Origin of the sequence: Pseudoalteromonas mucoides (assembly GCF_049257175.1) — a bacterium.
In the GTDB taxonomy this organism is placed as follows: domain Bacteria; phylum Pseudomonadota; class Gammaproteobacteria; order Enterobacterales; family Alteromonadaceae; genus Pseudoalteromonas.
Window position 1 is genome coordinate 1 of sequence record NZ_JBMMUC010000005.1, and the last position, 22235, is coordinate 22235.

The 22235-nt window shown below is 41.3% G+C and carries 17 protein-coding genes and 2 rRNA genes; 14 read left to right on the plus strand and 5 right to left on the minus strand.

Annotation, left to right across the window (positions count from 1 at the left end):
* Position 1: 1 nt before the first annotated feature.
* The 3 genes from rrf (AAEU30_RS06885) (at position 2) to glsB (ending at position 1557) form a co-directional block, all read left to right on the plus strand.
* Positions 2-116: ribosomal RNA gene (rrf, locus tag AAEU30_RS06885) — 5S ribosomal RNA — on the plus strand.
* A gap of 63 nt (positions 117-179) precedes the next feature.
* Positions 180-294 (plus strand): 5S ribosomal RNA (rrf, locus tag AAEU30_RS06890).
* A gap of 339 nt (positions 295-633) precedes the next feature.
* Positions 634-1557, plus strand: coding sequence for a glutaminase B (gene glsB / locus AAEU30_RS06895; RefSeq protein ID WP_087533454.1), 924 nt, complete (start codon positions 634-636; stop codon positions 1555-1557).
* An 8-nt stretch (positions 1558-1565) separates the two neighbouring features.
* Here the strand turns inward: glsB and AAEU30_RS06900 are convergent, their stop codons facing one another.
* Complete coding sequence (locus AAEU30_RS06900; protein ID WP_421959881.1) at positions 1566-2870, minus strand: inosine/guanosine kinase; 1305 nt, start codon at positions 2868-2870, stop codon at positions 1566-1568.
* A 180-nt stretch (positions 2871-3050) separates the two neighbouring features.
* Between AAEU30_RS06900 and tadA the strand changes: the two genes are divergently transcribed.
* A complete protein-coding gene (gene tadA, locus AAEU30_RS06905; protein ID WP_421959882.1) occupies positions 3051-3554 on the plus strand; it encodes a tRNA adenosine(34) deaminase TadA in 504 nt (167 codons plus the stop codon).
* Positions 3555-4147: 593 nt separating this feature from the next.
* Here tadA and mltF read toward each other — a convergent pair.
* Entirely contained in the window at positions 4148-5641 is a 1494-nt protein-coding gene (gene mltF / locus AAEU30_RS06910; RefSeq protein WP_421959883.1) for a membrane-bound lytic murein transglycosylase MltF, read from the minus strand.
* Between the two features lie 210 nt (positions 5642-5851).
* Between mltF and purL the strand changes: the two genes are divergently transcribed.
* From purL to AAEU30_RS06930, 4 genes are all read left to right on the plus strand, one after another.
* Positions 5852-9736, plus strand: a complete 3885-nt coding sequence (purL, locus tag AAEU30_RS06915; protein WP_421959884.1) for a phosphoribosylformylglycinamidine synthase — start codon at positions 5852-5854, stop codon at positions 9734-9736.
* Positions 9737-9867: 131 nt separating this feature from the next.
* A complete protein-coding gene (locus AAEU30_RS06920) occupies positions 9868-12309 on the plus strand; it encodes an intermembrane phospholipid transport YdbH family protein (protein ID WP_421959885.1) in 2442 nt (813 codons plus the stop codon).
* Entirely contained in the window at positions 12302-12484 is a 183-nt protein-coding gene (locus AAEU30_RS06925; RefSeq protein ID WP_087533459.1) for a YnbE family lipoprotein, read from the plus strand. The genes AAEU30_RS06920 and AAEU30_RS06925 overlap by 8 nt, the downstream gene beginning before the upstream one ends.
* A 9-nt stretch (positions 12485-12493) precedes the next feature.
* The gene (locus tag AAEU30_RS06930) at positions 12494-12829 is read left to right on the plus strand and encodes a YdbL family probable chaperone protein (protein ID WP_421959886.1); all 336 of its coding nucleotides are present in this window, start codon (positions 12494-12496) and stop codon (positions 12827-12829) included.
* 32 nt (positions 12830-12861) lie between these two features.
* Here the strand turns inward: AAEU30_RS06930 and AAEU30_RS06935 are convergent, their stop codons facing one another.
* Entirely contained in the window at positions 12862-13422 is a 561-nt protein-coding gene (locus tag AAEU30_RS06935; RefSeq protein ID WP_421959887.1) for a DUF1415 domain-containing protein, read from the minus strand.
* The gene (gene waaA / locus AAEU30_RS06940) at positions 13419-14681 is read right to left on the minus strand and encodes a lipid IV(A) 3-deoxy-D-manno-octulosonic acid transferase (RefSeq protein WP_421959888.1); all 1263 of its coding nucleotides are present in this window, start codon (positions 14679-14681) and stop codon (positions 13419-13421) included. The genes AAEU30_RS06935 and waaA overlap by 4 nt, the downstream gene beginning before the upstream one ends.
* A 153-nt stretch (positions 14682-14834) precedes the next feature.
* Here waaA and AAEU30_RS06945 point away from each other — a divergent pair, with 153 nt between their 5' ends.
* The 3 genes from AAEU30_RS06945 (at position 14835) to hldE (ending at position 18413) form a co-directional block, all read left to right on the plus strand.
* Complete coding sequence (locus AAEU30_RS06945; RefSeq protein ID WP_421959889.1) at positions 14835-16322, plus strand: capsule assembly Wzi family protein; 1488 nt, start codon at positions 14835-14837, stop codon at positions 16320-16322.
* Between the two features lie 61 nt (positions 16323-16383).
* A complete protein-coding gene (locus AAEU30_RS06950; protein ID WP_087533464.1) occupies positions 16384-16974 on the plus strand; it encodes an SIS domain-containing protein in 591 nt (196 codons plus the stop codon).
* Positions 16974-18413, plus strand: a complete 1440-nt coding sequence (gene hldE / locus AAEU30_RS06955; protein ID WP_421959890.1) for a bifunctional D-glycero-beta-D-manno-heptose-7-phosphate kinase/D-glycero-beta-D-manno-heptose 1-phosphate adenylyltransferase HldE — start codon at positions 16974-16976, stop codon at positions 18411-18413. Before AAEU30_RS06950 ends, hldE begins: the two co-directional genes overlap by 1 nt.
* On the opposite strand, the gene AAEU30_RS06960 is transcribed toward hldE, so the two are convergent.
* Positions 18403-19131, minus strand: a complete 729-nt coding sequence (locus tag AAEU30_RS06960) for a 3-deoxy-D-manno-octulosonic acid kinase (RefSeq protein WP_421959891.1) — start codon at positions 19129-19131, stop codon at positions 18403-18405. The two genes, hldE and AAEU30_RS06960, sit on opposite strands and share 11 nt — an antisense overlap.
* A gap of 127 nt (positions 19132-19258) precedes the next feature.
* On the opposite strand from AAEU30_RS06960, the gene AAEU30_RS06965 reads away from it, so the two are divergent.
* From AAEU30_RS06965 to AAEU30_RS06975, 3 genes are all read left to right on the plus strand, one after another.
* Positions 19259-20335 carry a glycosyltransferase family 9 protein gene (locus AAEU30_RS06965; protein ID WP_421959892.1) on the plus strand — a complete coding sequence of 359 codons (1077 nt, stop codon included), beginning with the start codon at positions 19259-19261 and terminating at the stop codon, positions 20333-20335.
* Positions 20335-20883: a D-glycero-beta-D-manno-heptose 1,7-bisphosphate 7-phosphatase gene (gmhB, locus tag AAEU30_RS06970; protein WP_421959893.1), complete on the plus strand. Its 549-nt coding sequence runs from the start codon at positions 20335-20337 to the stop codon at positions 20881-20883. Before AAEU30_RS06965 ends, gmhB begins: the two co-directional genes overlap by 1 nt.
* Positions 20884-21038: 155 nt before the next feature.
* A complete protein-coding gene (locus tag AAEU30_RS06975) occupies positions 21039-22235 on the plus strand; it encodes a glycine C-acetyltransferase (protein ID WP_421959894.1) in 1197 nt (398 codons plus the stop codon).

A 22235-nucleotide genomic window follows, 5' to 3' on the forward strand; every position in this document is an offset into this window, starting at 1 on the left:
GCTTGGTGACAATAGCGTTTTGGACCCACCTGACCCCATGCCGAACTCAGTAGTGAAACGAAACAGCGCCGATGATAGTGTAGCATTTGTTATGTGAAAGTAGGTCATCGCCAGGCTCCAAATTTAGTTGAAGAACTTTAACCTTAAAAATTAATAATAAGAAAATTGAAAAGAATTTTCTTGGTAACAATAGCGTTTTGGACCCACCTGACCCCATGCCGAACTCAGTAGTGAAACGAAACAGCGCCGATGATAGTGTAGCATTTGTTATGTGAAAGTAGGTCATTGCCAGGATTTAAATTAGAGAAAGCCGTTTCAGAAATGAAACGGCTTTTTTGTTTCTAAAATAAAGTGTATCTCTCGGCTTTAAGCCGCCAGCTCTCATCAACACAGCGTCAAACTATGCACCGTAGCGTGAGTTGAGTATTTGATACCCTCGGGTAAAAGAACGCGACAACAACCTAGAGCCCAATATATCCCTTTAAACAGCATGACCTTTACGGTGGTTGTCTATCAAACTCTCCTCCTCCAGAAAAATACTAGCTCACAAATTTTTATCTACAAATGGCCTCAACTGATCTCAACTATCATGTTAGAATTTTATTTTTATCGACATAGAGAGTGAGAGCGATATTGGTGAATTCTGATTATCAAAAAGTGTTAAATGAGATTGCGGCACAGGTGCAGCCATTACTTTCTCAAGGAAAGGTCGCTGATTATATTCCTGCTCTAGCTGAGGTTGATGCAGAGCAATTTTCAATTGCTATTTATACCACCAATGGCCAGACATTCTGCGCTGGAGATTGCTCTAAGCGCTTTACGATACAATCAGTATCAAAGGTAATGACACTAACACTGGCGCTACAACGTTATGGTGATGAGCTGTGGCATCGTGTGGGTAAAGAGCCATCAGGGACTGCTTTTAACTCTCTTACGCAGCTTGAGTTTGAAAAAGGCTTACCACGTAACCCGTTTATTAATGCAGGGGCTATTGTTACTTGTGATGCTTTATACAGCCGTTTATCGGCACCTATGCATTCCATGCTTGAAACGTTTCGTGCTTTGTCAGGAAATGACACCATAGTTATTGATAAGAAAGTTGCTAACTCTGAGTATGAGTTTCGCCACCGTAATGCTGCGATGGGTCATTTAATGAAGTCGTTTGGCAATTTTCATAATGAAGTTGATGACGTGTTGTGGGCGTACTTTAATTTTTGTGCGATTGAACTTAACTGCGTGGAACTTGCAAAAGCTTATAACTTTCTTGCAAATAAAGGGGTTGATAATATCTCTGGTAAAGAAGTTCTTTCAAGTTTGCAAAACAAACAATTGAATTCGTTACTCTTTACTAGTGGTCTATATGATGCTGCGGGAGATTTTGGCTATCGAGTTGGTATGCCAGGAAAGTCTGGGGTATCAGGTACAATTTTAGCTGTATTACCTAATAAATTTACCGTTGCTGTGTGGTCGCCTGGGTTAAATAGCTTTGGTAATTCTGTGGCAGGAATAGCAGCTCTGGAGCTGCTATCTAAAAAGCTCGATATTTCTATATTCTAGTCACAAGTTTACTGTTCCCAGTAAACTTGCTCTAGGCAATCTTCTCGCTCTGGCAAGCCGCGTGACAAGCGAGGAGAGTGTTGCACTAATACTTCATAGCTGGCACGGTTAGCATACTTACTAATTTGCGCTAGCGATGAATATGTCATGGCGGGCTGCTGGTGTTTAGCTGAGTTACCCACATTAAGCTTATGATACACATTTGCTGATAAATCATGAAGTACGGCAGCTAGTGCACAATCACCGGCACCATTGGTATTTTTAATACTATCAGGACCGCCCATAAATGGGGCTGTGTGGCTGTAAGCTCGCATTGGATTTTCACAGTCAATTTTGCGCATCGCGCGTGAAAACTCATAGCGATTGAAGTCTGCTATTGCACCTGGTAAAAGTGGGTATTCAGTTTCTCGCTTGAACTTATCGTCAACGTGGCCGGCCATAAATAGGCCTTTTTCTCCTGCTGTACAAATAACGAGATCAACCCAGTCAAGGGCTTTATCAGCAGCAAGAAGTGGATCTTCAAATCCGGTGATCGCAAAGCCTTCTTCTTCATTCATGGCAAGAATATCAACATGTTCAGCAACAAAGTTAGCCCACCAAGTTGGATCTTGTTCAATTAAGAATTTTGTACCAAGAGTTAGTACGACTGGTACATCAGCGTCGTTTGCGTATTTAACCGCTTGCATGGTAGCTTCTGTCATCGTCTCATTACCTTGTGTACGCATTAAGTAGGCGCTGATAACAAGAGCTGATGAATTTTCGATAAGTTCTTTATCGATTGATTCTGGGCGTAAGTGATTCATTAACCCTGCACTGATTGCGAAGGTACGCTCACCGGTGTCATCAATTAAGGTGAAACAACGGCCGATTGGGCCATCAACAGGTTGCAAGTAATCAAGATCTACACGACTGGAGGTGTTACAAAGAAAACGATAGGCATAACTACCAATCTTAATGTTTTCGCTCATGACACCCAGTAGCACTGAACGGTCATCAGCAAGCACTGAGTAGTTGTGCATAGTGTTACCGATTGTACCGCCGGCAAACTCATAATCGATCATGTCGTTGAGCTTTAAACGGTCATAAAGTGCATTGGTGATTTCACTATCAATTACTTGCGACATACCTCGGCGCAGCTGAAACTCATCGAGGAAAGCTTGATCAACTTTTGCTTCGATATCAACTACAATTTGATCGATACCTGTGATGTAGCTGCGCTGCAACTTATCACTGGCGTTGAGTTGATTCGTTAGTGGATCTTTGGCTTCCACCGGAAAATAATGTTTATGCCTGCGGCGTCCAGGAAATTTCATTTGCTACCCGTGTGTTGTGAGCTAAATAAAAAAAGCGGGAGATTATAGCGCAAATCACACAGGCTGAGCCATGTTTAAGCGGTTTTAATTTGTTTTATTTTTGTCATTAATCAGCTTGGTAGTCATTTTTGTGCTCTAAGTGGGTATAATAAAACAATAATTAATGAAAGATTAAATAAAATGAACGAGCAATTTAGTGATCAGTATTGGATGGAAAAAGCGTTAGAGTACGCAAAAGAGGCCGAAAAGCTCAATGAAATCCCTGTTGGAGCTGTACTTGTTAAAGGTAACGAACTCATTGGGGCTGGCTATAACCGTTCGATCACAGATAATGATCCCTCTGCCCATGCTGAAATGATCGCAATACGTGAAGCAGGTAAAGCACTGCAAAATTATCGCTTAATTGATTGCACACTTTATGTAACCTTAGAGCCTTGTTCAATGTGTGCTGGGCTTTTGGTACATAGCCGAATAAAGCGGCTGGTGTTTGGGGCTTTTGATGCGAAAACAGGATCTGCGGGTTCCATTATGAACTTATTGCAAGAACCTAAATTAAATCATCAAGTAGAGCTAACCTCAGGAGTATTAGCTGATCGGTGTGGAGGCACTATTTCTGCATTTTTTAAACGCCGCCGTCAGGAGATTAAAGCGCTAAAGCAAGCAAAGCGAGAGCAACAATCCTAACTTGACGGTGTTGAATCACTCTGCTCTGACATCCGCTGCATTGCGAACATACGGCGTCGCCAAATAACTTTTTTATGCAAATTGCGCAACATAATTCTACGGCGGGTCGCGGTTGAAAAAAAGACGTTACGTTTAAATGAATGTGTGCGCCTACGCTTAAGCATGTCTTCTCCTGAATACGTGAAAGCAAGAAATAGTTAATTTAGATTATTCGTTGATACCACACATTAGTGATCAATTGATGACAAGTAAATAGATATTTTACCTGTTTAAGGGCGTGTTGACCTTTGTGGATTGAAATTTGTTCAATCTAGGGGCGATTTAATCGCGGCGCGAGGTTTGTCACCTAGCGGGCTAAGTAAAAACCGAGCAAAGCTTCCGCGTCCTGCTCACGCCCCTTACCTACAATCCATGTAGGCAACAAAGAGTTAATCGCCCCTAGGAAGAACCCTTTGGGCAGTGCATGTTTGGAATTTATACAGCGTTATCGCCTATTTATGGGGAACAACCACACTACATAGGCTCTGCCTTGCCTAAATACCAAACATACTGCTGCAAAATCAATAACGAAAGGTCAACACGCCCTAGTGTTATTACTGGTTTGTTTGCTTTTGGCTGTCTGTTTTGTCAGTTGCTTTAACCTTGTCGTCTTCTGTAGAGGGCTGTTGCTCAGTTACAGAGGCCGGTTTCATATCGCTGCTCGCTTTAGTCGGTTCAGGTTCGCTATTTGGTTCACTAATAGCATCATTTTCATCAAGCCAGACTAGCGCGTCATAGTAACGACGAATGTTATCAACGTATTTTACAGCGACATCACCACGAGAATAACCATATTTTGTTTTTCGGTAATAACGCTTTTTGATTAACAGTGGCAAACGCTTTTTCACATCAGCCCATTTATCGGGGCTGGCACCTTGTTGTTGAGTAATAATGCGCGCATCGTTCACATGACCCCAACCAATATTATAAGATGCTAGCGCAAGCCAAGTTCTATCAGGCTGTGGAACACGCTCAGGAATACGTTTAACCAGTTTTTCTAAATACTCAGCTCCCCCTTTAATGTTTTGCTCAGGTGCCAGGCGGTTAGTAACACCTACTTGTTTTGCCGTACCGCGTGTAAGCATCATGATCCCGCGTACGCCTGTGGGTGATTTTGCTGTTGGGTTCCACATCGACTCTTGGTAACTTAACGCTGCAAGTAAGCGCCAATCCAAACTACCAGCATACTGTTCAAACCAAGGCTGATATTTAGGTAAAGTTTCTTTTATTGCTTCAATATAAGCAAGGGTGTTCACATAGTTGAATTGACGCACATGACCAAAGTACTTTTCTTCGAGCACATAGAGTTGGTTATTTTGTTTTACATCGCCAAAAAAAGGCACCATTAGCGCATATAAGGAGTCATCTCCATCTTTTCGCATCAGCCAAGCAATTGGATCGTTGCGAGTAACTGAAAATCCAATACTTAAATTTGGATGGTAGCGACGAAATAGCGATAAAGTGTGCGAATCGGCGAGTGTATAATCAATCTCACCATCAATCACAGCTTGTAATAATTCTTCTTCATCAAGGTCTTCGGTTTCTTGCCAATTTAAATTTGGGTGAGTTTGTTTTATTTGTTGTAGCGCTAAAGAATGGCTGCTTTTTGATAGAACGGTTAAATTACCTGTTAAGTCATCAAAGTCTCTTGGGCGGACTCGACCTTGCTTATACACAAGCTTTTGACTAATAGTGCGATAAGTTGGTCCAAACCGATAGCGCTGAGCACGAGTTTTATCGTAAGTTAGGCCTGAAGCAATTAAATCTAAATCGCCGTTATCTAGTCGAGAAAACATGTCAGATAAATTAAAAAACGGCACCATTTCAAGCTCAACACCTAAGTGTTCGGCAAACTCTTGCGCTAATTCATACTCAAAGCCTTGCTCGCCTTGAACAGCTTGATAATAGTTACTTGCGCCAGCTAAAGTACCAACCCTTATTTTATTCTGTGTTTTTATTTGGCTTAACTGAGATGGCTGCTGTTGCATATCACAGGCACACAAAAGCATAACTAACGTAATGATTGTTATTAACTTTTGTTTGATCATAGTGCGCCCCTGTAATGCTCTAATACCCTTATATCAAAACTTTTGCATCGCGTCACTTGTCGATTAGTTTTATTGTGTTTATCCATGTTCATAGATACACGAAAAGATAATTTTACGAAAAGCGTAATTTTGAGTTAAATCTAAGCGCTATTTGCACTATAATAGCCACCTAAAATATCGTTCAATCCCTAACCCCGGATGAAAATACCTATGTTGATCCTTCGTGGTGCACCAGCACTTTCCGATTTTAGAGTTCAGAAAATTTTAGCCCGTTGCCAACAGGCGCAACTTCCAGTCACCAACGTGTACGCCGAGTATGCTCACTTTGCTGATTTAACAGCAGAGCTTTCAAGTGATGAGCAAACTAAGCTTGAGAAGTTACTTACCTACGGCCCAACGATCGCAGAACATACACCAGCAGGCACTTTGGTGTTAGTAACGCCGCGCCCTGGCACTATCTCGCCATGGGCTTCAAAAGCAACGGATATTGCGCATAACTGTGGTTTAACGCAGGTTCATCGTGTAGAGCGTGGTATTGCTTACTATGTTGAAGGTGATTTGAACGCTGAGCAAGTTGCTCAAGTTGCGGCATTGTTGCACGACCGTATGACAGAAGCGACGCACAGCTCGCTTGATGCTGCAGCACAGCTATTTCGCACTGATGCACCGAGTGAAATGTCATCTGTTGATATACTAGGCGGTGGTCGCGAAGCACTTGCAAATGCAAACGTTGAGCAAGGCTTTGCATTAGCTGATGATGAAATTGACTACTTGGTAGAAAACTTCCAAAAGTTAGGGCGTAACCCGAACGACATCGAATTGTTTATGTTTGCACAAGCAAACTCAGAGCATTGTCGTCATAAAATTTTTAATGCTGATTGGACAATCGATGGTATAGAGCAGCCTAAATCATTGTTTAAGATGATTAAAAACACCTATGAGAAAAACCCTGAAAACGTTTTGTCTGCATACAAAGATAACGCAGCAGTAATGACGGGTTCAAAAGCAGGCCGCTTCTTCCCCAATGCTGAAGGTGAATACGCTTATCATCAAGAAAATATTGAAATCCTGATGAAGGTTGAAACCCATAACCACCCAACTGCAATTGCACCATTCTCTGGTGCAGCTACGGGTTCTGGTGGTGAGATTCGTGATGAAGGTGCTACAGGTCGTGGCTCTAAGCCAAAAGCTGGCTTAGTTGGTTTTACCGTATCTAACTTACGTATTCCTGGTTATGAGCAACCATGGGAAACTGATTTTGGTAAGCCTGCTCGTATTGTTAACGCCCTTGATATCATGACTGAAGGCCCATTAGGTGGTGCAGCATTCAATAACGAGTTTGGTCGTCCAAACTTAGTGGGTTATTTCCGTACTTATGAAGAGCAAGTAACCAGCCATAATGGATTTGAAGTACGTGGTTACCACAAGCCAATTATGCTTGCCGGTGGTTTAGGTAATATTCGTACCGACCATGTGCAAAAAGGGGATATCCCAGTTGGTGCTAAGCTAATCGCTTTAGGTGGCCCTGCGATGAACATTGGTTTAGGTGGCGGCGCCGCTTCATCAATGGCATCAGGTCAATCTAACGAAGATTTAGACTTTGCTTCAGTACAACGTGAAAACCCTGAAATGGAACGTCGTTGCCAAGAAGTTATCGATAAATGCTGGCAGCTAGGTGATGCTAACCCAATTGCATTTATCCACGATGTGGGTGCTGGCGGTTTATCAAATGCATTCCCTGAACTTGTTAATGATGGTGGCCGTGGTGGTAAGTTCCAACTACGCGATATTCCAAATGATGAGCCAGGCATGGCACCACACGAAATTTGGTGTAATGAATCACAAGAGCGCTATGTGCTTGCAGTAGCTGTAGAAGACTTTGACCGTTTTGAAGCTATTTGTAAGCGTGAACGTGCACAGTACGCTGTAATCGGTGAAGCGACAGAAGAGCGTCACTTAACGGTTGCTGATAGTCACTTTGATAACAGCCCAGTTGATTTACCGCTAGATGTGTTATTAGGTAAAGCGCCTAAAATGCACCGTGAAGCGAATACGCAAAAAGCTGTGAGCGAAGCGCTTGATACGAGCAAAATTGACGTAGCTGAAGCTGCAACTCGTTTATTACGTTTGCCTACGATTGCAGAAAAAACCTTCTTAATCACCATTGGTGACCGCTCGGTAACAGGCCTTGTTGCCCGCGACCAAATGGTTGGCCCTTGGCAGGTGCCAGTTGCTAACTGTGCCGTTACAGCAGCAACTTATGATACTTACCACGGTGAAGCAATGTCGCTTGGTGAGCGTACTCCTGCGGCACTACTTAACTATGGCGCATCAGCACGCTTAGCTGTGGCTGAGTCATTAACTAATATTGCGTGTGCTAATATTGGTGGCCTTGAGAATATTAAGTTATCTGCAAACTGGATGGCTGCAGCAGGTCACCCAGGTGAAGATGCGGGCCTTTATGAAGCCGTTAAAGCAGTAGGTGAAGAGCTTTGTCCTGCGCTAGGCTTAACTATTCCAGTGGGTAAAGACTCAATGTCGATGAAAACTCAGTGGGATGAAAATGGCGAGCAGAAATCAGTTACTGCGCCGTTATCTTTGATCATCACTGCGTTTGGCCGCGTTGATGATGTACGTAAAACTGTGACTCCACAATTACGTACTGACAAAGGTGAAACATCACTTATCTTAGTTGACTTAGGTGCGGGTAAAAATCGCATGGGCGCGTCAAGCTTAGCGCAAGTTTACAAGCAACTTGGTGATGTAACCCCTGATGTTGACAGCCCTGAGTTATTAAAAGGCTTTTACAATGCAATGCAGGCGCTTGTCGCTGATAATAAGCTACTTGCTTATCATGACCGTTCAGATGGTGGTTTATTTACCACAGTAGCTGAAATGGCGTTTGCAGGTCACACGGGTGTAACTGTTGACCTTGATGGTTTAACTGGCTCTGATATCGAAGCACTTTATAACGAAGAGCTCGGTGCTGTTATCCAAGTTGCTAATAGCGATTTAGAGGCTGTGAATGCGGTATTTGCTGAGCACGGTATTGCTGCTATTAGCCATGAAATTGGTACACTTAATAACGATGATACTGTGGTATTTAACCGTGCAGGTAATGCTGTACTGAATAATACACGCACTGAGCTTCGTACAACTTGGGCGGAAACAACATATCAAATGCAAGCGCGTCGTGATAACCCGGACTGTGCTAAGCAAGAATTTGATGCTAAGTTTGATGCGAAAGACCCTGGTCTTAATGTTAAACTTAACTTTGACTTAAACGAAGATGTAGCTGCACCTTATATTGCTACAGGCGCTAAGCCTAAAATGGCTATCTTGCGTGAGCAAGGTGTTAACTCGCACCTAGAAATGGCTGCGGCGTTTAACCGTGCCGGTTTTGCTGCGGTTGATGTACACATGAGCGATATTCTTGAAGGGCGCTTAAGCCTAGAAGAATTTAAAGGCTTAGTAGCATGTGGTGGTTTCTCTTACGGTGACGTATTAGGCGCGGGTGAAGGTTGGGCTAAGTCAATCTTGTTTAATGATATGGCGCGTGACCAATTCCAAAGCTTCTTTGAACGTCAAGATTCATTTAGTTTAGGTGTATGTAATGGTTGTCAGATGTTATCAACATTAAAAGAGTTGATCCCTGGCACTGAGCATTGGCCACGTTTTGTGACCAATAAATCAGAGCGCTTTGAAGCACGCTTTAGCTTAGTAGAAGTACAAGAGAGTCCATCTGTATTCTTCAAAGGCATGGCAGGTTCTCGTATGCCAATCGCGGTTTCTCACGGTGAAGGCCATGCAGAGTTTGCCAATGATGCAGCTGTTAAAGCAGCCGTTGATTCAGGCACTGTTGCGGTTAAGTTTGTAGATAACCACGGTAACCCAACAACGCAATACCCTAATAACCCGAATGGTTCGCCTGAAGGTATTACCGGTATTACATCAGCAGATGGTCGTGCAACAGTTATGATGCCACACCCTGAACGTGTATTCCGTGCAGTTGCTAACTCTTGGCACCCAGATGAGTGGAAAGAGGATAGCCCATGGATGCGTATGTTTAGAAATGCGCGTAAAAATGTAGGTTAAGCTACATTTATACACACTAGATTCAGAATCTAGTTGTAAAATAAAAGGCTGCATTGTGCAGCCTTTTTTGTCTACACTGTTCAAGGTTCAAGGTTCAAGGTTCAAGGTTCAAGGTTTAAATTAAGGATAGTATGTTCAAACGTATCGCATGGGGAATCGTGTTTTTATTACTGAGTGTTTTAACGCTTGGTTATGTATTTCGTATGCCTATTACGCAATGGGCTATAGCCCCGTCTTTGAGCCAATCTGGCGTTGAATTACATTGTTTAGATTGGTCACTCAATTCAAATGTTAGCTTAAGCGTAAACCGATTATGTCTGACTTATCAAGGTCATCAAATTGAGCTTGGTGGCATTGTGGCTGACACAAAAAAAATAACCGTTGGTCGCGCTAACCTTCGCTTAAATAATAGCGAGAGTGATCCATCAAGTAATGAACCCTTCAAAAAACTGGCACTTAATTTACCTAAAGAACGGCCGAAAATTGAGATCAAAAGGCTGTTAATTACCCATCCACAACTTCATGATGAACTGACGGTTAGCATTGATGAGGAAAGGCTAAATACATTTGTGGTTTCAGGTGATGTTACAGCTGAGATCGCAGTTAACAATCATAAAGTTGCTGGTCGTTTTAATCTAGCTGATGGATTACTTACAAAGATAAAGCCGATACCCGCGCTTACATTAAACAGTGTGCATGCATTCACCTTTGACGGATTGACCGTTGATATAAAGTCAGATATAGATGCTGAGTTTACTCAAGCGTTTAGTCAATGCCCTGTGATGCTAAATGCTTTTGGTGATGTAAATACTCACTACCATTTAAATGATAATAAAGTGTCGTTAGATACGCAGCAATTAACGAGTTGGGTAGCGTTTGATAGTACTTGTTTGGCGCTAATAAACAATCAATCACAGCGTGAATTTATAGTTAAGCAGCTGCCTTTAAAGTGGCAAATCATGATAAGTGATACAATTAAGTTTGAAAATGAACAACTTGTTATGCCGTCAATGTTATTAAACGCTAAAAATAGTGACGCGAAGCTCAGCCTGACAAACCTAGCAATTAATCTTCAGCAGCCATTAGAGCAAGCCAAAGGCGATATCAAGTTGTTATTTATCAGTGAGGATATTGAACAGGTAGAAGTAAATGCAGCTTTGAATAACTTGGCTATAAATGGCGAGTACCAATTACGCATCGATGAACTCCCTAATTTTTTGCCCGCATCAGCTAAAAAGATAGCAAGCACGGGTCAATTTAAAATAGCGAATGTTTTACAACTTCAACAGAATGTGGATATAACCAGTGAGCTTGCTTTTGCTGAGCTTAAGTTTGATAAATTAACAGCAAAGGATTATAAAGCACAGTTCACGACTGAACTTGATGATAAACAAAATATAAAAGCTAGTTTAAATAGCCAATTAAGCTCAGTGGCTTATGAGCAATATCAATTGCTTGATGTTAATAACCATTTATCAGCATCATCAAGTTTGGCTGTTGGCGAATTGTTTGTCGATTTAAACAGTGAAACTAAACTTGCTCAATTTAACAGTGATTTTTTAAACCTGAGTAATATTCGTATAAGCTCAAAAGGACTGCAAAGTCGGGCATTGCAAGCCTCACATCACGTTTTTATTGATGGTGTTGAATTAGTCGCCAGTCATCATATATCTGCTGTGGAGCATCCATTTGAGATAACAATTGCAGAGCAAGCCGCGACTAAACTTAACCCTGTTTTACAGCAGTTTGAGCCATTAGCAACGCTGACCGACGGTAGCTTTAATGGTGTTGTTCGTGGAGATGTTAATTTACAGCAGGCTGAATTTACATTACAAGTAGAGCAGCTAAGTGGCTTATATAACGATTATTTAGCGAAGCAATTTAGCAGCCGGCTAACGGGAAATTATAATTCAGGTCAGCTTAATGTGGCTCCCACTACATTTGAACTCAATGAGTTACGTGCGGGTGCTGTTGTGAGTAACATGACAGGCAATTTAAGTGTTGATAACTCTGTTGCACGCGCTTACCAGTTAACCGGTGATGTACTGGGTGGTCGTTTCGCTTTAGATAGCTATAAAGTGACTAACGAGGCTCAGCAGTCTCTGGTGACATTTGAAAATATTGATGCTAGTAAATTAATTACCTTAGATGATAAATCAGGTATTACATTAACGGGTCGAGTGAATGGGCGGTTGCCTGTTTACTTTGATAAACAAGGTGTTTCGGTAAAGTCGGGTGAGTTATCAAACCAAGGAACAGGTAAACTAATTATTACTGATAATGCGGCTTTTGATGCAGTTAAAGCACAACAACAGGAGTTGAGCCCAATTTTAAGCTTATTGGAAGACTTAGACATTCAAGGCTTAAAAAGCAGTGTTGATTTAAATCCTGATGGTTGGCTTTATTTAGGTGTAAACTTAAAAGGGTACAATGAAGCGCAGGCACAGCAGGTTAATTTTAATTACAACCATGAAGAAAATGTATTTACACTCTTAAGAGCACTACGTTTAAGTGATGAGATTACTCAAAAGGTTGAACAAGAATATTCAACAAAAGGAACTAAAAATGACTAAATGGCTGGTAATACTTACGGCGCTGGGTTTACTTAGTGCATGTACGCACCGTGTTGAAGTGGCGGCGAAAGAACCTATCACCATTAACTTAAATGTTAAGGTTGATCATGAAATTCGTGTGAAAGTTGATAAAGAGCTAGATGATCTATTTGGCGATGATAGTGAATTATTCTAAGGAGCAATTATGCGTTTATTAAAAAATAAAAAGTTAAATGTGATTACACTTTTAAGTGCCGTTTTCTTGTCATTTTCTGCTTGGGCAATAACGTTAGATAATGCAAAAAATCAAGGGCTTGTTGGTGAAGATAGCTCAGGTTATTTAGGTTTGGTTGTACAAAATGCAGAGGCGAAAGCGGTTGTTGATGAAATTAACGCTAAGCGTAAAGCACAGTATTTAAAACTTGCGAAAAAGAACAACTTATCACTTGCTCAAGTAGAAGCATTGGCAGCAGCGAAAACGATTGAAAAAACCCAAGCAGGGCACTTCGTTGAAGTTAATGGTGAGTGGGTCAAAAAGTAACTAATAGGTTGATAACGAAGAAAGCCGAAAGTTTATACTTTCGGCTTTTTGCAATTGGCCAATAAGGCTTGCCAAAAATCGATGCCTTTACGGCGCGCTAAATTGATATTGTGTTCAGGAATAGATTCTGGCTCATTGTATTCATCTAAAGCCGCGCTCATACTTGCTTCACGTATTAAATGCAAGGTGGGGAAAGGGGCGCGATTAGTATAATTAGCAGCATCGCTTTCATCACTATCAGCGAATACATAATCAGGATGAAAGTTCGCTATTTGGTATTTACCTTCAAACCCTTGTGCGACTAATAAAGCATTGGCTAAATCTACTAAATCTAAAAACTCTTCAAAATTACTAAAGCCTTGTTCAAACATGATAAGTGTTGTTTCACGTTCAGCTAAGGAATTAAGTTGATTGCACTGTTCAAGCATTTCCATCACTGCATCATCGATGCTGACACTTTGGCTGGTAAAATAATGAATACAGTTATTCTCGACTTCTTTACGAGCGAACGGGCAGAAGTTGTATTTGACGATAACATTTGAGACCCACTGACGAGTTTGTAGTTCTGCTAACGTGATGGTTTGATTGTTCATGATTTAATATACTGATTAATTATGGTGAGTGTATTTGCAATAGCGCCTTGGTTACTCATTAGGCATTTATTGGCCTGTATACCGAGTGCTTCACATAATTGAGGTTCGTTTGCATATAAGCAAAGTTGTTTATAGAGTTCGTCGCTAGTTTTAACTTGTATGCAGCCGCCAAGTGCTATTAACTCTGGGTAAACATGGTTAAAATTATAAGTATGTGGGCCGGCTATTGCTCCAACAGAAAATGCAGCTGCTTCAAGCGGGTTATGACCACCACGTTCAATTAAACTGCCTCCAATATAACTTACATTAGCCATCCCGTAGAGGCACTGCAATTCACCTAAGGTATCCGCTAATAATACTTGCTCATTAGCATAATTCCCCTCGCTCCTGCGGCTAAATGTAAGAGAGGAGTCAGTTAATAGGTCGGCAACTTTATTAAATTGTTCTGGATGGCGTGGAGCAATAACCAATAATGCATCAGGGAACTGCGTTAGTAAATGTGAGTGAACTTGTAAAATTAGCTCATGCTCAATCGGGTGGGTCGAGCCTGCAACCCAGATAAAGCGTTGTTGATTATAGAGTGATTTTAATTCAGACACTTTTTCAAGTTGCTCTGTGTTTGGTTGAATATCAAATTTAATTGAGCCAGTTACGACTACTTGATCAGGCGTTAAGCCCAGTTCATTAAAGCGCTGTGCATCTTTTTGGTTATGACTTGCAAGGCGTGTTATTGAGCTCATTATTACTCTGGTTAGTGGCTTTATTTTATTATAACCTTGCTGTGATTTTGCCGATAAACGCGCGTTTAATACTAGTACTGGAATATCTTTATTTCGGCACTGTGCCATTAAGTTTGGCCAAAGTTCAGTTTCTAAAATACACAGCGCTTGTGGTTGTATATTCTTTAAAAAACGGGCTGTTGCCAATGGAAAGTCAAGTGGCAAGTAAAGTGCTTGCACGGAGTCTTTAAAGTTATTTTTTATTTGCTCACGACCCGTAGGCGTATTACAGGTGATAATAATTGCTAACTCAGGGGAATGTGATTGTAGTTGCTTTATTAAAGGGGTTGCAGCAAGTACCTCACCCACTGAGGCGCAGTGAATAAGTAAAGGGCAAGCCTTGTTAGTTTTTACAAACCCAAAGCGCTCTGTAAATTGATGGCGATATGCCTGATTTTTTTTACCTCTTATTGCATATAGATAAAAAATAATTAGTGGGCTTAATAGATAAAGAATAAGCGAATAACAAAAGCGTGCCATTTTTAAGCCTCAAATAATAAAAGGTAATAATAACGTGGATACCTAATAAGCTAAATATGAAATTGTTAAAAAGCGTTATTTGAGAGAGTTTTGAGTGTTTAGTTTGCCCTAATTTGGTAATATTTGGCCACTTATTAGAAAATGTGTGATGTTATGGAATTCAAATTTATCAAAGCTGCAGTAGTAGCCAGTTTTTTAGCAGGTGCTTTTCCAGCTATTGCTAGCCCCACTGCTTATTTACCAATTGGCATGGATGCGCAGCTTGATCACCAACTTGATACCTTATTTGCATTAACATCGGGCACGCCGATGGTTAAGCCATATCGCCTTACAGAAGTTGAGGCTGCGTTAAATAAACTACAAGCTACACAGCCGGCTTTAGTAAGTGCAATTCGTGCTAAAATAAAGCCTTATCAAGGCACTGATAATATCACTCGTGTCGGTGTGAAACTCACAGTGGATGGTGATAAAACAGTAAAACTTGCCAATCAACGTGGAGTTAGCTCTGATGAATGGGGGCAAGTATTTTTTGAAGGTATTTGGCGACCTAATGATTACATGCTAATGCAAGTTGGCGCCGATTACCGCGCCAAACAGAACAAATTTACCAACTATAATAGTTTTATTAGTTTTGCTGGTGACGACTTACAGCTAAATATTGGCTATAAAGAACATTGGTTTTCACCATTTAAGCAGTCAGCGCAAATAATCTCAACTAATGCCCGTACTTCGCCATCAATTTCATTAGGTATGGTGGCACCAGCGCATAATTGGTGGAACTTTGATTTTGAGCTTTATTACTCTGAGCTTGAGCATGTAGAAAAAGGTATTTTATATCAAGGTGAACTACATGATGGAACGCCAAAACTCGCTGGTACACATATTAGTATTGAACCTGTAAGTGGTTGGAAAATAGGTTTAAACCGCATGATGCAATTTGGCGGCGGTCCAAGGGAAGTTGATTTTAGTGACGTAGTTAAAGCCTTTTTTGATCCAGCAGGCAATGATAATGCAGGTTTGGTCGAGGGAGGGCGAGATAATGAGCTAGGTGATCAGTATGTCACCCTTACCAGTAGTATTAATTTTGACTGGGGCATGCCAACAGAGTTTTACTTTGAATATGGTGGTGAAGATACTAAAAACCATAAAAATTACCAGTTTGGTAATACCGTAACGAATGTTGGTTTATTTTTACCTCAACTCACCAAAGAATTATCATTTAGGTACGAATACACTAATATGCATAGTCTTTGGTATGTGAATCAAGTGTATCCAGTTTATGGGAATACTAAAGATGGGTTTAGCACAGGGCATTTTGCAGCAGACCAACGCTACCTAGAACAACATGCGGGCAGTTCTTCGGTTTACGCTGATGCACCTCCGACACAAGTTCACTCACTTGAGCTTGTGTATAATGATAATTACAATTCTCTTTGGCGTGCAAAGTTAACCAGCATAGAAAATGAAAGTAATTATTTAAATGAGTTTGGCCAAACAACGGCGGATTATGATAAAGCCATTGAACTACAACTTAGCAATAACCGACAATGGCAAGACTATAATATTGAAACTACGCTAACGTATGGCGAAGATGTATTCGGTGATGACTATACATGGTTATCGGTGGCACTTTTTTGGTAATTAATAGTCTTAATTGTTTTTAAGTAATTAAAATACCGCAATAAATTTGAGAGAAATAATTATGTCTAACACTGACTCAGTTGCAGATAGCTATCTTGAAAGCTTAACCCGTCATCAAGCCTTGTTTGAGACGATGGAAACGTATCACCCACAAGTAATGCAGTTACTTGAAGTATGCCACAGCGTGTTACAAGCGGGCGGCAAAGTAGTCTGGTTTGGTAATGGTGGTAGTGCCGCTGATGCACAGCATTTAGCCGCAGAATTTGTGGTGCGTTATAAATTGGAGCGCGGCCCGTTAGCATCTATTGCACTTACAACGGATACTTCAATATTAACAGCTCACAGCAACGACTATCATTTTGATACCGTGTTTGAACGCCAAGTACAAGCACTGTGCAAGCCTGAAGATTTAGTCATTGGTTTAACAACGTCAGGTACCAGCGCTAATATTAATTTGGCATTGGCAGCAGCAAATGAAATAGGTGCTTATACTGTTGCATTGACAGGTCGTGATGGTGGCAAAGTTAAAGATATCGCAAAATTGCCAATTATTATAAAAGATGATGAAACAGCACGTATTCAAGAAGCACATATGTTTATCGGTCACTGGTTATGTGAAGCGATTGATATGGTTGTTGCGGGGCAAGAGTAATGGATTTAGGGTTACTGAAAAATCTTACAAGCGCTAAAGTACTGGTTGTTGGCGATGTTATGCTTGACCGCTATTGGCATGGCGATTCAGGTCGTATTTCGCCAGAAGCACCAGTACCTATTGTTAAAGTGAGTAAATTTGAAGACAAAGCTGGCGGCGCTGCAAATGTGGCAAAAAATATAGCTCGGCTAGACGGTAAAGTCGGTTTGCTTGGTTTAATTGGCGAGGATGAAAGTGGTCAAATCCTTGAAAGCATTTTAAATGACGAACGTATTGATTCGCAGCTAGTCAGTGTGTGTGATTTACCCACTATTTCTAAAATGCGTGTTATTAGCCGTCATCAACAAGTTGTTCGCTTAGATTTAGAAGAAAAGTTTACCGAGCAGCACAGTCAATTGCTATTAAATCGCTTAGAACTTGTTTTAGAACAGTATGATTTTGTGCTTTTTTCAGATTACGATAAAGGCTCGCTGAGCTTAATTCAAAAAATGATTCAAGTGGCTAAAGCGGCTGGTAAAACGGTTCTTATTGACCCTAAATCATCAGATTTAAATCAGTACCGTGGTGCTGACTATATTACACCAAACTTAAATGAGTTTAAGCTCGCTGGTGGCCAAACAGATTCAGAGCAAAGCTTAACTAACAGTGCACGTCAGCTCATAAAAGATGCCGGTGTAGCAGCTATGCTCCTTACTCGTTCAGAGCAAGGTATGTCACTGATAAGCGCCAATGAAAAGTACGATTATTCGGCGCAACAGCTTGAAGTCAGTGATGTGACCGGCGCAGGTGATACTGTTATCGCAACGCTTGCGGTAATGCTAGGGGCGGGTATGCAGCCAAAAGATGCTGTTGAAGTTGCTAATCTTGCAGCAGGCATTGCTGTTAGTAAGCTTGGCGCGGCAACAGTCTCTCCTGAAGAGTTAAGTCGTAAGCTTGGCCAATACTTACAAAAAAATGGTGAGCATTACCAAACACCATTTGATGATGTATTACAGCATATAGAGTTTGCAAAACAAAATGGTGAAACAATAGTGTTTACCAATGGCTGTTTTGATATTTTACATGCAGGCCATGTCCGCTATTTAGCGCAAGCAAAAGCTCGAGGCGATCGTTTAGTGGTTGGTTTAAATAATGACGAGTCAATTGCGCGTTTGAAAGGCCCACAAAGGCCTATTAACCCGCTTGATGAGCGTGCTATGGTACTGAGTGCATTAGCATCCGTTGATTGGGTCATTCCGTTTGGCAGCATTGATGAAGATGACACGCCTGCAAAATTAATCGAAAAGATCAGCCCTGATATTTTGGTTAAAGGCGGGGATTACACCGTAGAGCAAATCGCGGGTGCTGAACATGTATTACGCCATGGTGGTAAGGTCGAAGTGCTGGAGTTTTTAGACGGCTGCTCAACCTCTAAAGTAATCAGTAAAATTAAATCTTAGGCTTAAGGGATGACTGGTACGCAGTACTTAATTGCTGCCAGTCGCTTTGTTGCCAATGCATTACCTGATTACGGCCATACTCTTTTTCAAACGAGCGTAGTAAACGCGATATATTAGCTTGCTGCCACTGCTTTTGAACAGGTTTTATCTCACCTCTATCGAAATCAATAATATACACAGCGCCCGTATTGTCGAATAAGATGTTATTAATGTTTAAATCTGCATGATAAACACCTAAGTTATGGAACTGTGCGATGGTGTTGCCAATCATTGTTAACTCATCAGCTGTTAAAGCACGCTTTTTTAATACATCTAGTAAGCTTTGTGCACCCTCTATTGCTTGAGTGATAATATCGCCGCGGTAGATTAAACCGTGCTGAGTAATTTTTGCAGTAATGGGTTTTGGTACGTTGAGGCCCATTTCACAAAGCTTCATCATCAAAGCAAACTCTTGATAAACACGGGTCTTTTCAAGGCCAAGGTACAAGTATTGATCGTTTAAAACTTTACCTACTAAACCGCCGCGCCAATAGTGTCTTAGCACGGCTGTTAATTCGTTATGACAAAAAAACCATGCGGTAGCTCGGCCTTTTTTACTGCCGACTATTTTTTCTTGCTGTTGCCAATATTCTGCATCAAACCAATTTAGGCTAATTTGAGCGCTGTACGCTGGGTGGCTCAGAATAATGTGTTGGTTGATTATTTGTTGATTAAACATGGCAAATATACTTTGTAGCAGGCAATAACGGTATCTTAACGCGTTTTAATGCCAAGCATAAGTACTTGCAATAGTGAGTGGTTAATTTAAGATCAAGCTCTAGTTAATAATAAAGTGGACAATGCCTGTGAGCCAGACTGCAAACTATTCAGATATCTGTATTTTACGACTTTCAGCAATTGGTGATGTATGCCATGCGGTTTCTGCGGTCCAAGCAATTCAAAAAGCACACCCTAATGCTAAAATTACCTGGGTGATGGGTAAAATAGAAGCCATGCTGTTGGCTGATTTACCAGGCGTAGAGCTTGTTGTGTTTGATAAAAAACAGGGCAAGCAAGCATTTGAGCAGTTAAAGCAGCAATTTAAAGGCCGCAAGTTTGATGTGCTTTTACACATGCAAGTCGCTTTACGTGCAAACCTCGTCGCACGCTGTATTCCGGCAAAGGTTAAAGTTGGGTTTGACTGGGCGCGTGCTAAAGAGCTCCATAGCTTATTTATAAACAAACGTATAGAAGCAGAACCACAAGCACATGTGCTAGAGGGATTTAAAGGGTTTGCACAAGCAATAGGTGTACCTGACTACCAACCTAGCTGGACTATGCCAGTGACAGAGCAAGATCAAACCGTCGCTGATGAGTTACTCGGGGCTGAGCGTCTTGCGAGTCCAATTTTTGTGATATCACCAGCTGCGAGTAAAAAAGAGCGTAATTGGTTACCTGAGCGATATGCAGCTCTTGCAGATCATGCTCATAGTCAAGGGTTTGAAGTCGTGATCAGCGGTGGCCCAACAGAACTTGAAATTGAGCTGAGTGAGCAAATTATTAGCTACGCTAACGCACCTATATTGAATTTAGTCGGTAAAACCAAGCTCAAACAATTACTGTGTGTGCTTAAGCGTGCTGCATTAGTGATCGCGCCTGATACCGGGCCCGCTCATATGGCGGTTACAGTTGGTACGCCTGTTATTGGTTTGTATGCCCACTCTAATCCAAAACGAACGGGACCATATTTGTACCAAAATTATGTGGTTGAAGTTTATCACCAAAATTTATTACAGCAAACAGGCAAAACTGCTGAGCAAGTGGCTTGGGGGACACGGGTTAAGGGGAGTGATTTAATGGCCCAGATAACCGTTGAAGACGTAACATTGATGTTTGATCTAGTCGTTAAAAAAGAGCAATTGCTCGCAACTAAGGTTTGCTAATGTTAAATAAAGCGCTTTTTTTAGACCGTGATGGTGTTGTTAATGTTGATCATGGTTATGTGTATGAACCTGAGAAGTTTGAATTTGTTGACGGCGTATTTTCTGCCTGTAAGGCGTTTGTCGATGCAGGCTATAAATTAATTATTGTGACGAATCAATCAGGAATAGGGCGAGGTTATTATACTGAGGCTGATTTTCATGCGCTAAGCAACTGGGTTGTAGCGCAATTTGCAGAGCATAATATCACTGTCAATGGGATTTATTTTTGCCCTCACCACCCAAAAAAAGCACTTCCTGAATATCTAAAAGAATGTCAGTGTCGCAAGCCTGCACCTGGGATGTTACTTCAGGGTATTGATGAGCATCATATTGATGCTACGCGAAGTATTATGGTGGGTGATAAGCTCAGTGATATGCAAGCGGCAAGTAATGCGAATATTGCAACTAAAGTACTTGTGCGCTCAGGCCAAGCATTTGATGCCAGCGCTATAGCAGCGGCAGATCATACCTGTGACTCTTTAGCTGATTTACCTGCATTACTGTTGTAGCTAAATATAAACTGGCAGCTTAAGTTGTCAGTCTCAATTTTTACGATGAACTACAAACAGTGCATTTAGTTGGCTAAACTTTTACAATAGCCATAATTCGTGATCAGCGATTAAATTTACGCTTGATTACCCGTTCAATTATTTGGAGATTTCAGATGAGAGCATCTGCATTTTTTAGCCAACTTCAGCAGCAAATTGATGAAGTAAAAGCCGAAGGTCTATATAAAAGTGAGCGAGTGATCACCTCGCAACAACAAGCACAAATTCAAGTTGCCTCTGGTGATAAAGTTATTAACTTTTGTGCTAATAACTACTTAGGCTTAGCTAACAGCCCTGAGCTAATTGCTGCCGCACAACATGGTCTTGATGAGCATGGTTTTGGTGTTGCGTCAGTACGTTTTATCTGTGGAACTCAAGATATCCACAAAACGCTGGAACAAAAAATCAGTGAGTTTTTAGAAACGCAAGACACGATTTTATATTCATCATGTTTTGATGCGAATGCTGGCTTATTCGAAACCATCTTAGGCCCAGAAGACGCTATCATCTCAGACTCTTTAAATCATGCTTCAATCATTGATGGTGTACGTTTATGTAAAGCAAAACGTTTCCGTTATGCTAATAACGATATGGCCGACCTTGAAAAGCAATTAATTGCAGCAGATGAAGCGGGTGCTAAAACTAAGCTTATCGCGACAGATGGCGTGTTCTCAATGGATGGCGTTATTTGTAATTTAGAAGCTGTGTGTGACTTAGCTGATAAATATGACGCATTAGTGATGGTTGATGACTCTCATGCTGTGGGCTTTGTTGGTGAAAACGGTAAGGGCACACCAGAATACTGCGGCGTGTTAGATCGTGTTGATATTATTACAGGTACTTTAGGTAAAGCCCTTGGTGGAGCATCAGGTGGTTACACTTCGGGTAAAAAAGAAATTGTTGAATGGTTACGTCAACGCTCGCGCCCTTATTTATTCTCAAACTCACTTGCTCCATCAATTGTGACTGCCTCAATTAAAGTGCTTGAAATGCTAGCTGATGGCAGTGAGCTACGTGCTAAATTGTGGTCAAATGCTAAGTACTTCCGCGAGCAAATGGAAGCGGTAGGCTTTACCTGCGCAGGTAAAGACCACGCGATTATCCCTGTTATGCTTGGGGACGCAAAAGTGGCATCAGCTATGGCTGATAAACTCCTTGCTGAGGGGATTTACGTAACTGGTTTCTCATTCCCTGTTGTGCCAAAAGGTCAGGCTCGTATTCGTACGCAAATCTCAGCTGCACACAGCATTGAACAGCTAGATACAGCAATTTCAGCCTTTACCCGCATTGGTAAAGAAATGGGTGTTATTTAA